General features: G+C 61.7%; 12 protein-coding genes. All 12 read right to left on the bottom strand.

Annotation, left to right across the window (positions count from 1 at the left end):
* Nucleotides 1-59 precede the first annotated feature (59 nt).
* A complete protein-coding gene (kdsA, locus tag H620_RS0111445) occupies nucleotides 60-905 on the bottom strand; it encodes a 3-deoxy-8-phosphooctulonate synthase (protein ID WP_023381957.1) in 846 nt (281 codons plus the stop codon).
* A gap of 3 nt (nucleotides 906-908) precedes the next feature.
* Nucleotides 909-2,537, bottom strand: a complete 1,629-nt coding sequence (locus H620_RS0111440; protein WP_023381958.1) for a CTP synthase — start codon at nucleotides 2,535-2,537, stop codon at nucleotides 909-911.
* A 269-nt stretch (nucleotides 2,538-2,806) separates the two neighbouring features.
* Nucleotides 2,807-4,090, bottom strand: a complete 1,284-nt coding sequence (gene tilS, locus H620_RS0111435; RefSeq protein ID WP_023381959.1) for a tRNA lysidine(34) synthetase TilS — start codon at nucleotides 4,088-4,090, stop codon at nucleotides 2,807-2,809.
* 91 nt (nucleotides 4,091-4,181) lie between these two features.
* Entirely contained in the window at nucleotides 4,182-5,129 is a 948-nt protein-coding gene (gene accA / locus H620_RS0111430) for an acetyl-CoA carboxylase carboxyl transferase subunit alpha (protein ID WP_023381960.1), read from the bottom strand.
* Nucleotides 5,130-5,234: 105 nt separating this feature from the next.
* Entirely contained in the window at nucleotides 5,235-8,759 is a 3,525-nt protein-coding gene (dnaE, locus tag H620_RS0111425; RefSeq protein ID WP_023381961.1) for a DNA polymerase III subunit alpha, read from the bottom strand.
* A gap of 91 nt (nucleotides 8,760-8,850) precedes the next feature.
* Entirely contained in the window at nucleotides 8,851-9,474 is a 624-nt protein-coding gene (gene rnhB / locus H620_RS0111420) for a ribonuclease HII (protein WP_023381962.1), read from the bottom strand.
* 1 nt (nucleotide 9,475) lies between these two features.
* Nucleotides 9,476-10,603: a lipid-A-disaccharide synthase gene (gene lpxB, locus H620_RS0111415; RefSeq protein WP_023381963.1), complete on the bottom strand. Its 1,128-nt coding sequence runs from the start codon at nucleotides 10,601-10,603 to the stop codon at nucleotides 9,476-9,478.
* Between the two features lies 1 nt (nucleotide 10,604).
* Nucleotides 10,605-11,381, bottom strand: a complete 777-nt coding sequence (lpxA, locus tag H620_RS0111410; protein ID WP_023381964.1) for an acyl-ACP--UDP-N-acetylglucosamine O-acyltransferase — start codon at nucleotides 11,379-11,381, stop codon at nucleotides 10,605-10,607.
* Complete coding sequence (gene fabZ / locus H620_RS0111405) at nucleotides 11,378-11,818, bottom strand: 3-hydroxyacyl-ACP dehydratase FabZ (RefSeq protein WP_003252314.1); 441 nt, start codon at nucleotides 11,816-11,818, stop codon at nucleotides 11,378-11,380. Before fabZ ends, lpxA begins: the two co-directional genes overlap by 4 nt.
* 114 nt (nucleotides 11,819-11,932) lie before the next feature.
* The gene (gene lpxD / locus H620_RS0111400; RefSeq protein WP_023381965.1) at nucleotides 11,933-12,988 is read right to left on the bottom strand and encodes a UDP-3-O-(3-hydroxymyristoyl)glucosamine N-acyltransferase; all 1,056 of its coding nucleotides are present in this window, start codon (nucleotides 12,986-12,988) and stop codon (nucleotides 11,933-11,935) included.
* A gap of 1 nt (nucleotide 12,989) precedes the next feature.
* Entirely contained in the window at nucleotides 12,990-13,493 is a 504-nt protein-coding gene (locus tag H620_RS0111395) for an OmpH/Skp family outer membrane protein (RefSeq protein WP_015269197.1), read from the bottom strand.
* Between the two features lie 44 nt (nucleotides 13,494-13,537).
* Nucleotides 13,538-14,836, bottom strand: a 1,299-nt coding sequence (gene bamA, locus H620_RS0111390; protein ID WP_027907387.1) for an outer membrane protein assembly factor BamA, incomplete at its 5' end; no start/stop codon positions are given.

The following is a 14,836-nucleotide window of genomic DNA, read 5'->3' as shown; positions in this document are numbered from 1 at the left end:
CGCCCCCTGACCAAACGGTCAAGGGGAGAACGGGCGGTACTTTACCCGAGAAATGAGCTTTACGCGGTTTCTACCGTCGGAAAACTTTTCACCAGGTCGTCCAGTTGCTTGAGCTGGGCCAGGAACGGCTCCAGCTTGTCCAGGCGCAGGGCGCAAGGACCATCGCACTTGGCGTTGTCCGGGTCAGGGTGAGCTTCGAGGAACAGGCCTGCCAGACTCTGGCTCATGCCGGCCTTGGCCAGGTCGGTGACCTGGGCGCGACGGCCGCCGGCGGAATCGGCGCGGCCACCCGGCATCTGCAGGGCGTGTGTCACGTCGAAGAACACCGGGTACTCGAACTGCTTCATGATGCCGAAGCCGAGCATGTCCACGACCAGGTTGTTGTAGCCAAAGCTCGAACCACGCTCGCACAGAATGAGCTGGTCGTTGCCGGCCTCAACGCACTTGTTGAGGATGTGCTTCATTTCCTGCGGCGCGAGGAATTGGGCCTTCTTGATGTTGATCACCGCGCCGGTCTTGGCCATCGCCACGACCAGGTCGGTCTGGCGCGACAGGAAAGCCGGCAGCTGGATGATGTCGCACACCTTGGCGACCGGCTCGCACTGGTAGGGTTCGTGCACGTCGGTGATCACCGGCACGTTGAAGGTCTTCTTGATCTCTTCGAAGATCTTCAGGCCTTCTTCCATGCCTGGGCCGCGGAACGATGTCACCGACGAACGGTTAGCCTTGTCGAAGCTGGCCTTGAACACGTACGGAATACCGAGCTTCTCGGTCACCCGTACGTACTCTTCGCAGACCTTCAGGGCCAGATCACGAGACTCCAGCACGTTCATGCCGCCGAACAGGACGAACGGCTTGTCGTTGGCGATCTCGATGTTACCGACGCGAATGATCTTCTGGGTCATTGATCAGGCCTTGTTCTTCTGTGCCAGGGCTGCCTTGACGAAACCGCTGAACAGCGGATGACCGTCACGCGGGGTGGAAGTGAACTCCGGGTGGAACTGGCAGGCCACGAACCATGGGTGATCCTTGGACTCGACCACTTCCACCAGCGCGCCGTCTTCGGAGCGGCCGGAAACCACCAGGCCGGCGTCGATCAGCTGCGGCAGCAGGTTGTTGTTCACTTCGTAGCGGTGGCGGTGACGCTCGGTGATGATGTCAGTGCCGTAGCAGTCATGAACCTTGGAGCCGGCAACGATCTGGCAATCCTGAGCGCCAAGGCGCATGGTGCCGCCGAGATCGGAGGCTTCGGTACGGGTTTCGACCGCGCCGGTGGCATCGGCCCACTCGGTGATCAGGCCGACTACCGGGTGACCGCTGTTACGGTCGAACTCGGTGGAGTTGGCGTCTTTCCAACCCATCACGTTACGGGCGAACTCGATCACGGCAACCTGCATGCCCAGGCAGATACCCAGGTACGGCACCTTGTTCTCGCGGGCATATTGCACTGCGGTGATCTTGCCTTCCACGCCACGCAGGCCGAAACCGCCAGGAACCAGGATGGCGTCTGCGCCCTCCAGCAGGCTGGTGCCCTGGTTCTCGATATCTTCGGAATCGATGTAGCGCAGGTTGACCTTGGTACGGTTCTGGATGCCGGCGTGGCTCATCGCTTCGATCAGCGACTTGTACGCGTCCAGCAGTTCCATGTACTTGCCGACCATGGCGATGGTGACTTCTTGCTCTGGGTTGAGCTTGGCATCGACCACCTTGTCCCACTCGGACAGGTCGGCGCTGTTGCACTGCAGGCCGAAGCGCTCGACGACGAAGTCGTCCAGACCCTGTGCGTGCAGCACGCCCGGGATCTTGTAGATGGTGTCGACGTCTTCCAGGGAGATGACCGCACGCTCTTCAACGTTGGTGAACAGCGCGATCTTGCGACGCGAGGAGGCATCGACCGGATGGTCGGAACGGCAGATCAGCACGTCCGGCTGCAGGCCAATGGAGCGCAGCTCCTTGACCGAGTGCTGGGTCGGCTTGGTCTTGGTCTCGCCGGCGGTGGCGATGTACGGCACCAGGGTCAGGTGCATCAGCATGGCGCGCTTGGAGCCCACTTCGACGCGCAACTGGCGAATCGCCTCGAGGAACGGCTGCGACTCGATGTCACCCACGGTACCGCCGATTTCCACCAGGGCCACGTCGGCATCGCCGGCACCCTTGATGATGCGACGCTTGATTTCGTCGGTGATGTGCGGGATGACCTGGATGGTCGCGCCCAGATAATCACCACGGCGCTCCTTGCGCAGCACGTGCTCGTAGATACGGCCGGTGGTGAAGTTGTTGTTCTGGGTCATGGTGGTGCGGATGAACCGCTCGTAGTGGCCCAGGTCGAGGTCAGTCTCGGCGCCGTCGTGGGTGACGAATACTTCACCGTGCTGGAACGGGCTCATGGTGCCAGGATCGACGTTGATGTACGGATCCAGCTTGAGCATGGTGACCTTGAGCCCCCGCGCTTCCAGGATGGCCGCCAGGGAAGCCGAGGCAATGCCTTTCCCCAATGAAGAAACAACACCGCCCGTGACGAATATGTAGCGCGTCATGAAAAACCCTAGAAGTCTGCGTTAAGGCGGCCAGCGCCGCCGGAGAAAGCGAAGGAAGGCCGAAGCCCCCGATCACCTGCGTCAATCACAGTGCATCTCGAAAAACTGCCGCGTCTGTACAGACCAGGGGTATCCCCGGCATGGAGCTCGCTCGTCATTTCCAGAATCAGCCCAGCAAAAAACTGCTTGGTAATCGGCAACTCCTGTGTTTTCGCGGAACCCACAGAAGCTGTATCAAGAAGGGAGGGTAGTCTACCGGAATGTACCCTTCATCTCAAACCTTGCGCGCTTGTCGGCAAATGCCAGCGAAGCTGGCAATCGGCCTGCCCCCGTTCGGGAAGATTGGCCACCGCCAGCAAGTCCTCGCCACGGAACAGCAACGGCAGGCGCGAACGCAGGAAGTGCGGAACCTGCGCCTCGTTCAGCAGGCGCTTGAGATCACGCCGACCACGACCGGGGACGTCCAGCACTTCGCCCCCCTGGCGATATGCGATGCGTAGCGGCCCCTCGGGCCGCTTGCCCTCGATACGCACATCGCCATTGCCCGGCAATGCCAGTGCCTCGGCCGGCGCCAGCCAGGGCTGCCCGACAGGCTCGGACTGCAACCAGTCATCGCCAAGCCACCAGATACGCCCATTGCTGCGCACCAACTGGCCGTCGGCAAGGCGCCAGATCGGCTGGGCATCGAGCGCGGCAGTGCACAAATCCACCCACCCGGCCCAGTGACGGCTGTCAGGCAATCGAGTGCGCTGGCTGAGCCAGTATTGCAAGGCGTTGCGCTGGCGAGCAGGTGACAGCGAACGGAGGCAGGTCAGATCGAGCGAACTCAGGGCAGACCACTGAGCCGGAGCGCCTTGCTCGGCTAGGGCCAGATCGTCAAGCGCCACTTCATCGAGCAGCCCCAGCGCTTCGCCAAGATGATCGGCGCAGCGCGCGATGTTTTGGCTCGCTTGCGGCCAACGCTGGCGCAGCAACGGCAACACCTCGCCACGCAAGTAGTTGCGGGCGAAGTCGGTGTCACGGTTGGAAGGGTCTTCGACCCACTTCAGCCGCCAGGCTTGGGCGTACGCGGCCAACTGTGCTCGCGAGATCGCCAGCAACGGGCGGACCAAGGCGCCCTGCCCCAACCGCCGCTTGTCGGGCATGGCGGCCAACCCGCGCAAACCGGCGCCACGCAACAGGCGAAACAGCAGGGTTTCAGCCTGATCCTCGCGGTGCTGGCCGGTGAACAGCAGCTCTCCCGGGCCCAGCACCTGAGCCAATGCCGAGTAGCGGGCGTTACGTGCAGCCTGCTCAAGGCTGGCACCCGGCTCGACCTGAACGCGGATCACGGTAAGCTCGACACCCAAGTCGTTGCAGACACGCTGGCAGTGCTCCGGCCAGTCATTGGCGACAGGTTGCAAACCGTGGTGGACATGGATGGCGCGCAGTGGTGGAGCGCAGTGACTGCGGGCGTAATCGGCCAACAGGTGCAGAAGGACTGTGGAGTCGAGGCCGCCAGAGAAGGCGACGTGCCAGGCGGGGGCGTTCAGCCAGGGGGTGAGGTTGATCATGTAGGCCTCACACGGTTTGAAATCGCCGGGGCCACTACAGGCCTTGATCGCCGGCAAACCGACGATCAAGGCTTCCAGAGCCCCGGGTCTATCAGAGACCGTAGCTCATCAGACGCTCATAACGGCGCGCCAGCAGCGCGTCGTTGTCGAGCTTGCCGAGCATGTCCAGCTGCTGGATCAGGTCGGCACGGATGCTTTCGGACATCTTCACCGGGTCACGGTGGGCGCCGCCCAGCGGTTCCTCGATGACCTTGTCGACGATGTTCAGGCTCTTCAGGCGTTCTGCGGTGACACCCATGGCCTCGGCCGCGTCGGCTGCGCGGTCGGCGGTCTTCCACAGAATCGAGGCGCAACCTTCCGGCGAGATGACCGAGTAGGTGGAGTACTGCAGCATGTTCAGCTGGTCGCACACACCGATGGCCAATGCGCCACCGGAACCGCCCTCACCAATCACGGTGGCGATGATCGGGGTTTTCAGGCGCGCCATGACACGCAGGTTCCAGGCGATGGCTTCGCTCTGGTTGCGCTCTTCGGCGTCGATACCTGGGTAGGCACCCGGGGTGTCGATGAAGGTGAGAATCGGCATCTTGAAGCGTTCGGCCATCTCCATCAGGCGGCAGGCCTTGCGGTAGCCTTCCGGACGCGGCATACCGAAATTGCGGCGCACCTTCTCGCGCACTTCGCGGCCTTTCTGGTGACCGATGACCATCACCGGCTTGCCATCCAGACGTGCGGTACCACCGACGATGGCAGCGTCATCGGCGAAGTGGCGGTCACCGTGCAGCTCTTCGAACTCGGTGAAGATGTGCTCGAGGTAGTCCAGGGTATAAGGACGACGCGGGTGACGGGCCAGACGGGCGATCTGCCAGCTGGTCAGGTTGCCGAAAATGCTTTCGGTCAGGGTGTTGCTCTTGTCTTGCAGACGGGCAATTTCATCGCTGATGTTCAGCGAATTGTCGTTACCCACCAGGCGCAACCCTTCGATCTTGGCTTGCAGGTCGGCAATCGGCTGTTCGAAATCGAGGAAGTTCGGGTTCATAGTCATCCGTCTTGGGTCTACGGCCAGGCGGCCGGCCGGTTGATCCGTTTGGCGCCCTACCTTAAGGGATCAGGCGCATTCAGGTCGAGATTAAATTAGGTCGGTTCAACGATATTGCAGGAAGACGTTCTCACGCCCGAACTGGTCACGCAGCGCTTGAATCAAGCCATCGGCCGGGTCGATCGCCCACTCGTCGGCGAACTGCAGCATAGCCTTGGCATCGCTGCCGGTGTACTCGAGGGTAATGGGGCAACCACCGCGATGGCGGGTGATCAGTTCACCCAGCCACTTCAGCCGGTCGCCCTTGAGCGCGTCATGGGCCACCTTCAGGCGCAGGCTTTCGGCCAGTTTGGTGCGTGCGTCCTCCATGGTCATCACTTGCTTGACCCGCAAACGCAGGCCACCGGAGAAGTCGTCGTTGCTGACTTCTCCTTCCACCACCACCATGGCATCGGCCTGCAGCAACGACTGGGCCGCCATGAAGGCGTCGGCGAACAACGAGGCCTCGATACGCCCTGAACGGTCATCCAGGGTCACGAAGCCCATCTTGTCGCCCTTCTTGTTCTTCATCACCCGCAAAGCAACGATCATGCCGGCGATGGTCTGGGGCTCGCGCGACGGCTTGAGGTCGATGATGCGTTGACGGGCAAAGCGACGAATTTCGCTTTCGTACTCATCGATCGGATGGCCTGTCAGGTACAGGCCGAGGGTGTCCTTCTCGCCCTTTAGGCGTTCCTTGAGCGTCAGCTCACGCACCTTGCGGTGATTGGCGTAGACGTCGGAGTCTTCCTCGACGAACAACCCGCCGAACAGGTCGACGTGACCGCTGTCGGCGGTACGGGCCGTTTGCTCGGCAGACTTGATGGCTTCCTCCAGCGCGGCCAGCAAGGTCGCGCGGTTGCGATCGATGTTGGCCTGGTAGGCCTTGATCTCGTCGTGGAAGTACGGACCGAGGCGATCGAGCGCACCACTGCGGATCAGCGCATCCAGGGTACGCTTGTTGACACGCTTGAGGTCGACGCGTTCACAGAAATCGAACAAGTCCCTGAAGGGACCGCCCTGGGCGCGCGCCTCGACGATGGCCTCCACCGGCCCCTCGCCCACGCCTTTGATCGCCCCCAGGCCGTAGACGATGCGACCGTCATCGTTCACGGTGAACTTGAAGTCGGAGTTGTTCACGTCCGGCGCATCGAGGCGCAGCTTCATGCTGCGCACTTCCTCGATCAGCACCACCACCTTGTCGGTGTTGTGCATATCCGCCGACAGGACCGCAGCCATGAACGGCGCAGGATAATGCGTCTTGAGCCAAGCGGTCTGGTAGGACACCAGGCCGTAGGCGGCGGAGTGGGATTTGTTGAAGCCGTAACCTGCGAACTTCTCTACAAGGTCAAAGATGTTACCCGCAAGATCAGCATCGATACCGTTATTGGCACAACCTTCGATGAAGCCGCCGCGCTGCTTGGCCATTTCTTCGGGCTTTTTCTTACCCATGGCTCGACGCAGCATGTCCGCACCACCGAGGGTGTAGCCCGCCATGACCTGAGCGATCTGCATCACCTGTTCCTGGTATAGGATGATGCCGTATGTCGGCGCCAGTACCGGCTGCAGGCCCTCGTACTGGTAGTCCGGGTGCGGGTAGGCCAGCTCGGCGCGACCGTGCTTGCGGTTGATGAAGTCATCCACCATGCCCGATTGCAGCGGGCCCGGTCGGAACAGGGCCACCAGTGCGATCAAATCTTCCAGGCAGTCGGGCTTGAGCTTCTTGATCAGCTCCTTCATGCCACGGGATTCGAGCTGGAAAACCGCCGTGGTTTCGGCCTTCTGCAACAGCTCGTAGGTCTTGCGGTCATCCAGAGGGATGAAGTCGATGTTGACGTCCGGCAGGTTCTTCTTGGCCTGCTCGCGGTTGATGGTCTCCATTGCCCATTTGATGATGGTCAGGGTACGCAGGCCGAGGAAGTCGAACTTCACCAGGCCGGCAGCTTCGACGTCGTCCTTGTCGAACTGGGTAACCAGGCCGCCGCCTTCTTCATCACAGGCGATCGGCGAAAAATCAGTGAGTTTGGTGGGCGCGATAACCACACCACCGGCGTGCTTACCAGTGCCGCGGGTGACCCCCTCCAGCTTCAGGGCCATGTCCCAGATCTCACGGGCATCCTCGTCGCCCTTGAGGAAGTCACGCAGGATTTCTTCCTGCTCGTAGGCCTTCTCCAGCGTCATGCCCACTTCGAACGGGATCATCTTCGACAAGCGATCCGCCAGACCGTAGGACTTGCCCTGGACCCGCGCCACGTCGCGCACCACCGCCTTGGCCGCCATGGTACCGAAGGTGATGATCTGGCTCACCGCGTTGCGCCCATAGGCTTCGGCCACATAGTCGATCACCCGGTCACGGCCATCCATGCAGAAGTCGACGTCGAAGTCGGGCATGGAAATACGTTCAGGGTTGAGGAAACGCTCGAACAGCAGGTCGTAGGCCAGCGGGTCGAGGTCGGTAATCTTCAGTACATAGGCCACCAGCGAGCCAGCACCCGAACCCCGGCCCGGGCCGACCGGCACGCCATTGTTCTTGGCCCACTTGATGAAGTCCATAACGATCAGGAAGTAACCGGGGAAGCCCATCTGGATGATGATATCCAGCTCGAATTTCAGGCGGTCCAGGTAAACCTGACGCTTCTCTTCATAGTTGGGCGTGGTCTCTTTCGGCCAGAGCACCGCCAGGCGCTCTTCCAGGCCTTCATGGGAGACGTGGCGCAGGTAGTCGTCGATGCCCATGCCGTTGGGGGTCGGGAAGTCCGGCAAGAAGTACTTGCCCAGCTGTACCTGGATATTGCAACGCTTGGCGATCTCGACGGTGTTGGCGACGGCATCCGGCAGGTCGCTGAACAGCTCGACCATTTCCTCTGCGCTCTTGAGGTACTGCTGGTCGCTGTAATTGCGGGGACGACGTGGGTCATCCAGGGTCCAGCCCTCGCCGATGCAGACGCGGGTCTCGTGGGCGTCGAAGTCGGACTGCTTGATGAAACGCACGTCGTTGGTCGCCACCAGCGGCGCCCCGAGCTTGTCGGCCAGGGCCACGGCGGCATGCACGTACTCCTCGTCACCTGCGCGGTTGGTGCGCTGCACTTCGACGTAGAAACGCTCGGGGAACATGCCCATCCAGTCGCGCAGCAGGGCCTCGGCTTCTTCATTCCGACCAGCCATCAGGGCCATACCGATGTCGCCCTCCTTGCCAGCGGACAGGGCGATCACGCCCTCACTGGCCGGGGCGATCCAGTCGCGCTGGAGAATCACCAGGCCGTTACGTTGGCCTTCGGTCCAACCCCGCGAGATCAACTCCGTCAGGTTGCGGTAACCCTTGGGGTTCATGGCCAGGAAGCAGATGCGCGACAGCGGCGCCTCGGGATCGGCTCCGGCCAGCCACAGGTCGGCGCCGCAGATCGGCTTGATCCCGGCGCCCATGGCGGTCTTGTAGAACTTGACCAGCGAGCACATGTTGCTCTGGTCAGTGATCGCCACCGCGGGCATGTTCATCCCGGCCAGCGCCTTGGCCAGCGGCTTGATCCGCACCAGGCCGTCGACCAGCGAGAATTCGGAGTGTACGCGCAGGTGAACGAAGGGAACCGACATGGATGATCCTGTAGCAGAGCTTGACGACAAGGGCGGGATTGTAACGTAAATGAGAGGGAAACGATTGGGGCCGCTGTGCGGCCCCAATGTGTTAGATCAGTGAGTCAGTGAGGCCTTCACGGGCTTCCCAGGCCGCGCGAACCGGCGCGAAGGAACGCCGGTGGATGGGCGTAGGCCCAAGGCGCGCAAGTGCCTCCAGGTGCACCGGCGTCGGATAGCCCTTGTGCCCGCCAATTCCGTAACCGGGATAGATCAGCTCGAAAGCGCTCATCTCGCGATCGCGCGTGACCTTGGCCAGGATCGACGCCGCGGCGATGGCCGGCACCTGGCTATCGCCCTTCACTACCGGCGCGGCGGGCACGGCCAGCCTGGGGCAACGGTTGCCATCGATCAGCGCGAGCTTGGGCGTGACGCTCAAGCCTTCGACCGCACGCTGCATGGCGAGCATGGTGGCCTGAAGAATGTTCAACCGGTCGATTTCTTCGACTTCGGCACGGGCAATACAGAAACTCAGGGCTTTTTCGCAGATCTCATCGAACAGCGCTTCGCGCTTGGCCTCGGTAAGCTTCTTGGAATCGTTCAGACCCAGAATCGGGCGTTGCGGGTCGAGAATCACCGCAGCGGTGACGACCGCGCCACACAGCGGCCCACGTCCCACTTCGTCGACACCCGCCACCAAGTCTTCGACCAGGTTGAAATCCAATCCAATCTGCATGTCAGCGGTCCTTGAGCAAAGCCAGCACCGCGTCGGCGGCCTGGTTGGAAGCGTCGCGGCGCAGGGTGCGGTGAATCTCGTCGAAACCTTCGGTCTGTCGGCTGCCATCGGCGACCAACGGCACCAAGGCCTGGGCCAGGGCTTCACACGTCGCGGCATCCTGCAGGAGTTCCGGCACCAGCTCGCGCTGGGCCAGCAGGTTGGGCAACGATACGTAGGGGCTCTTCACCAGGCGCTTGAGGATCCAGAAGGTCAAAGGCGCCAGGCGGTAGGCCACAACCATGGGCCGCTTGTACAGAAGTGCTTCAAGGGTGGCTGTGCCCGACGCGATCAGCACCGCATCGCAGGCCGCCAGCGCCACATGCGACTGGCCGTCCAGCAGCATCAGCGGCAGGTCACGGCCCTCCAGCATCTGTTCGATCTGGGCACGGCGCGCGGGATTGGCGCACGGCAGAACGAAACGCACCCCCGGGATGCGGTCGCGTAGAAGCTGGGCAGTATCGAGGAACAATGCCCCCAAGCGCCCCACTTCGCCTCCACGGCTCCCCGGCATCAAGGCGACCAGCGGACCATCGGCCAGGCCGAGGGAAGCGCGCGCGGCCTGTCGATCGGCCTCGAGCGGGATGGTATCTGCCAACGGATGACCGACGAAACGCACCGGCACGCCCTGCTCTTCGTAGAACCGCGCCTCAAAGGGCAGCAGGGTCAGCATCAGGTCGCAGCCTTCGCGGATCTTCAGCACACGCTTCTGCCGCCAGGCCCAGACCGAAGGGCTGACGTAGTGCACGGTCTTGATACCCGCCTGACGCAGCTTCAACTCGATGTTGAGCGTGAAGTCAGGCGCGTCGATACCGATGAATACGTCGGGCTTCTGCGCAATCAGGGTCTGGATCAGTTCCTTGCGCCGCTTGAGCAGCTCGCGCAGGCGGCCAAGCACCTCGACCAACCCCATGACCGCCAGGCGTTCCATGGGGAAGTAAGACTGCAGGCCTTCGGCCTCCATCAGCGGACCGCCGACACCGATGAAGCGGACGTCAGGATGGCGCGCCTTGAGCGCGCGCATCAGGCCAGAACCGAGAATGTCGCCGCTGGCCTCACCCGCGACCAACGCTACACAGAGCTGCGCCATGTCAGCGAGTGATGCCGCGAGCGGAGTTCAGGATCGACTGGCGGAACAGCTCGACCTCAGGGTGTTGCCCCGCCAGTTCTTCCAGTTCCTTGACCGCTTCTTCAACGGTAAGGCCCTGGCGGTAAACGACCTTGTAGGCACGGCGCAGGGCGTGGATGACCTCGTCACTGAAGCCGCGCCGACGCATGCCCTCGAAGTTCATGCTGCGGGCTTCGGCGGGGCTGCCGAACACCGTGACGAAGGCAGGGACGTCCTTGCCAATCGCCGTACCCATGCCGGAAAACGCGTGCGCCCCGATGTGGCAGTACTGATGCACCAAGGTGTAGCCCGACAGGATCGCCCAGTCGCCCACATGCACATGGCCAGCCAACGCGGTGTTGTTGACCAGGATGCAATGGTTGCCGATGACGCTGTCGTGACCAATGTGGGCATAGGCCATGATCAGGTTGTGGTCGCCGAGCGTGGTTTCCGAACGGTCCTGCACGGTACCGCGGTGGATGGTCACGCCTTCACGGATCACGTTGTGATCACCGATCACCAGTCGCGTCGGCTCGCCCTTGTACTTGAGGTCCGGGGTGTCTTCGCCGATCGAGGAAAACTGGTAGATACGGTTGTGCTTGCCGATACGGGTTGGTCCTTTGACCACCACGTGCGGACCAATGACAGTACCCTCCCCGATTTCGACATCGGGGCCTACGATCGACCAAGGGCCGACTTCGACACCGTCGGCCAACTTGGCCGACGGGTCGATGATCGCCCGAGGATCAATCGAACTCATAGGGAACGTTCCGCGCAGGTGATCTCTGCCGAGCAGACCGGCTTGCCGTCGACCAGCGCACGGCATTCGAACTTCCAGATCATGCTCTTGCGGCTGAGGAACTTGGCCTCCAGCACCAGTTGATCACCCGGCAATACCGGCTGACGGAAACGCAATTTGTCGGAACCGACGAAATAGTACAGCGTGCCATCGGCCGGCTTGGCGTCGAGCATCTTGAAACCGAGAATGCCGGCCGCCTGGGCCATGGCCTCGATGATCAAAACGCCCGGCATGATGGGGTGCGCCGGGAAATGGCCATTGAAAAACGGCTCGTTGATGCTGACATTCTTGTAGGCACGAATGCTCTGGGCCTCGAAGTCCAAATCCGTCACTCGGTCCACCAGCAGGAACGGGTAACGGTGAGGCAGGTATTCGCGAATCTCGTTGATGTCCATCATTTCGGGGGGAAGCCTGTAATAAGAATAGGGAGCGCAGGTGCTGACCACACGCTCCTTTTGCAAATCCAAAGAGGAGCCAGCTAGCGACTGTTCACGCTCGCTCAGGAAATGGTATCAGCCTTCTGATGCCGGCTGATCACCTGAGGTCACGGTATCGACACGTTTTTCCAACTGCTGGAGACGCTTGGACATGTCGTCCAGCTGGCGAATACGCGCCGCACTCTTGCGCCAGTCAGCCAACGGCTGCATGGCCGTGCCGGAAGAATAGGCGCCCGGTTCAGTGATCGAACGGGTGACCATGGTCATTCCAGACACGAATACGTTGTCGCAGACATCGATATGGCCAACCATGCCGACGCCACCGGCGATGGTGCAGTGCTTGCCAATACGCGTGCTGCCGGAAATCCCGACACAGGCCGCCATGGCCGTGTGTTCGCCGATCTGCACGTTGTGGGCGATCTGGATCTGATTGTCGAGCTTGACGCCATCGGCGATGCGCGTATCGGACAGCGCACCACGGTCGACCGCGGTATTGACGCCAATTTCCACGTCATCACCAATGGTGACGCCGCCAATCTGGGCAATCTTGCGCCAGACACCCTTCTCGTTGGCAAAGCCGAAGCCTTCACCTCCGATCACCGCGCCTGACTGAATGACCACACGCTTGCCAATGGTCACATCGTGGTACAGGGTGACGCGCGGCGCCAACCAGCCGCCCTCGCCCACCACGCTGCGCGCACCAATCACACAGTGCGCACCGATGCTCACATTGGCACCAATACGCGCACCGCTCTCGATGACCACGAATGGCCCGATGCTGGCACTGGCATCCACCTGGGCATCCTCTGCCACCACGGCGCTGGGATGAATACCCGCCTCAGCCTTGGGCTTGGGATCGAACAGGTGGGAAATGCGCGCGTAGGCAAGGTACGGGTCGGCCACGATCAGGGCGTTACCAGCAAAGCCTTCGGCGTCCGCGGCCTTCAGCAATACCGCCGCTGCCTGGCTGTTATCCAGGTATTTGCGGTACTGCGGATTGGCAAGGAAGCTCAATTGACCAGGGCCGGCCTCCTGCAAGGTGGCCAGTCCGGTAATTTGCAGCGCCTCGGGCCCCTTGAGGGTCGCCCCGAGCGCTTCGGCCAACTGGCCGAGCGTCATGGTCACGGTCATATCAACGGGCTTGGTTCATGCGCTCGATGACTTGGCGGGTGATGTCGTACTGAGGTTTGACATCGATGACCGCACCGCGCTCCAGAACCAGGTCGTAACCGCCCTTCTTGATTACTTCCTCGACGGCACCATCGAGCTTCGGCTTGAGCTGCTTGAGCATGTCGCGGTCAGCAACGGCCTTGGCTTCGTTCAGTTCTTTGGACTGGAACTGGAAGTCACGGGCTTTCTGCTTGAATTCGAGCTCCAGGCGCTCACGCTCCTGCTGCTGCATCTTGTCGCCGCCTTTGATCAGGCGGTCCTGGATACCTTTGGCGCTGCTTTCCAGGGACTTGAGCTTGGTCAGTTGCGGGCCGAACTTCTTCTCGGCATCAACCGCGTACTTCTTGGCGGCATCGGATTCGAGCAGGGCCATCTGATAGTTCAGCACGGCAACCTTCATTTCGGCGAAAGCCGGGGTGGCGACCAGCGCCGCGGCCACTACGGCCAGTTGAGTCAACTTACGCACGATGCACTCCTGGATAAACCGTTGTCGTTAAGCAAGGGCCGACCTTAGAAGGTCTGGCCCAGAGAGAATTGGAACACCTGGGTATCGGCGTCGTCCGGCTTCTTGACCGGCATTGCCAGGCTGAAGCTCAACGGGCCCAGGGCAGTGATCCAGGTGACACCCAGGCCGACCGAGCTGGCCATGCCGGAGAAGCCAACCTTCTCGCAGTCAGGCTTGCTGCCGCAGTTGGTATCGAACACGTTACCCACGTCCCAGAACACGGAGGTGCGCAGCGAACGCTGGTCCTTCACGAATGGCAGCGGGAACAGCAACTCGACACCACCCTGGACCAACACGTTGCCACCGAACGGCAGCGGGTCCTGGTCCGGGTCTTTCACGGTGCCCGGGTTGGTACCGTCGCTCGGGGTACTGCGCGGACCGAGGCTGCTGTCCTTGAAGCCACGTACGGAGTTGAAACCACCCGCGTAGTAGTTTTCATAGAATGGCAGGCCGGAAGTACCACCGAAACCATCACCATAGCCCAATTCAGTGTGCAGGCGCAGGGTGTAGTCGTTGGTGATCGGCTTGAACAGCTGGCCGCGGTAGTCGAGCTTGTAGAACGACAGGTCGCTGCCAGGAACAGTCGTCTCGAAGGTCAGGCTCTGGGAGTGACCACGGGTCGCCAGCACGCCTTTGTTCAGGGTCGACTCGGACCAACCGACCGAGGCCTTGAAGTTCAGGAAGTTGTCGCCTTCCTGCTCGAGGAAATCGAAGATCTCGTCGACGGTGTAACGGCCAGTCTTGATCTTGTCCTGCTGCACGGTCAGGCCGTAGGTCAGGCGCGAAGTTTCGCTGATCGGGTAGCCGAGGCTGACACCGGCACCCAGGCTGTCGACCGCATAGCTGGCCACGTCGACGTCGAGGTCATCGTAGTCGGTGCTGCGATAGAAGGCGTTGTAGCCCAGGCTGACGCCGTCGGCAGTGAAGTAGGGGTCCACGAAGCCGAAGTTGTAGCGGGTCTGGTATTCCGAACGGGTCAGGCCGATGGACACCTTGTTACCGGTACCCAGGAAGTTGGTCTGGCTGATCGAGCCTCCCAGGATCAGGCCGGCGCTCTGGGCGAAACCGACGCTGGCGGTGATCGAGCCGGAGGCCTGTTCCTCGACGCTGTAGTTGACGTCGACCTGGTCATCGGTGCCCGGCACCGGTGGGGTCTCGACGTTGACTTCCTTGAAGAAGCCCAGACGTTCCAGGCGGGTCTTGGACTGGTCGATCAGGTAGGTCGACGCCCAGCCACCTTCCATTTGGCGCATCTCGCGACGCAGCACTTCGTCTTCGGTCTTGGTGTTGCCGCGGTAGTTGAT

Source organism: Pseudomonas taiwanensis DSM 21245 (assembly GCF_000425785.1).
Lineage (GTDB): Bacteria > Pseudomonadota > Gammaproteobacteria > Pseudomonadales > Pseudomonadaceae > Aquipseudomonas > Aquipseudomonas taiwanensis.
This window is presented reverse-complemented; position numbering and strand designations above follow the sequence as displayed.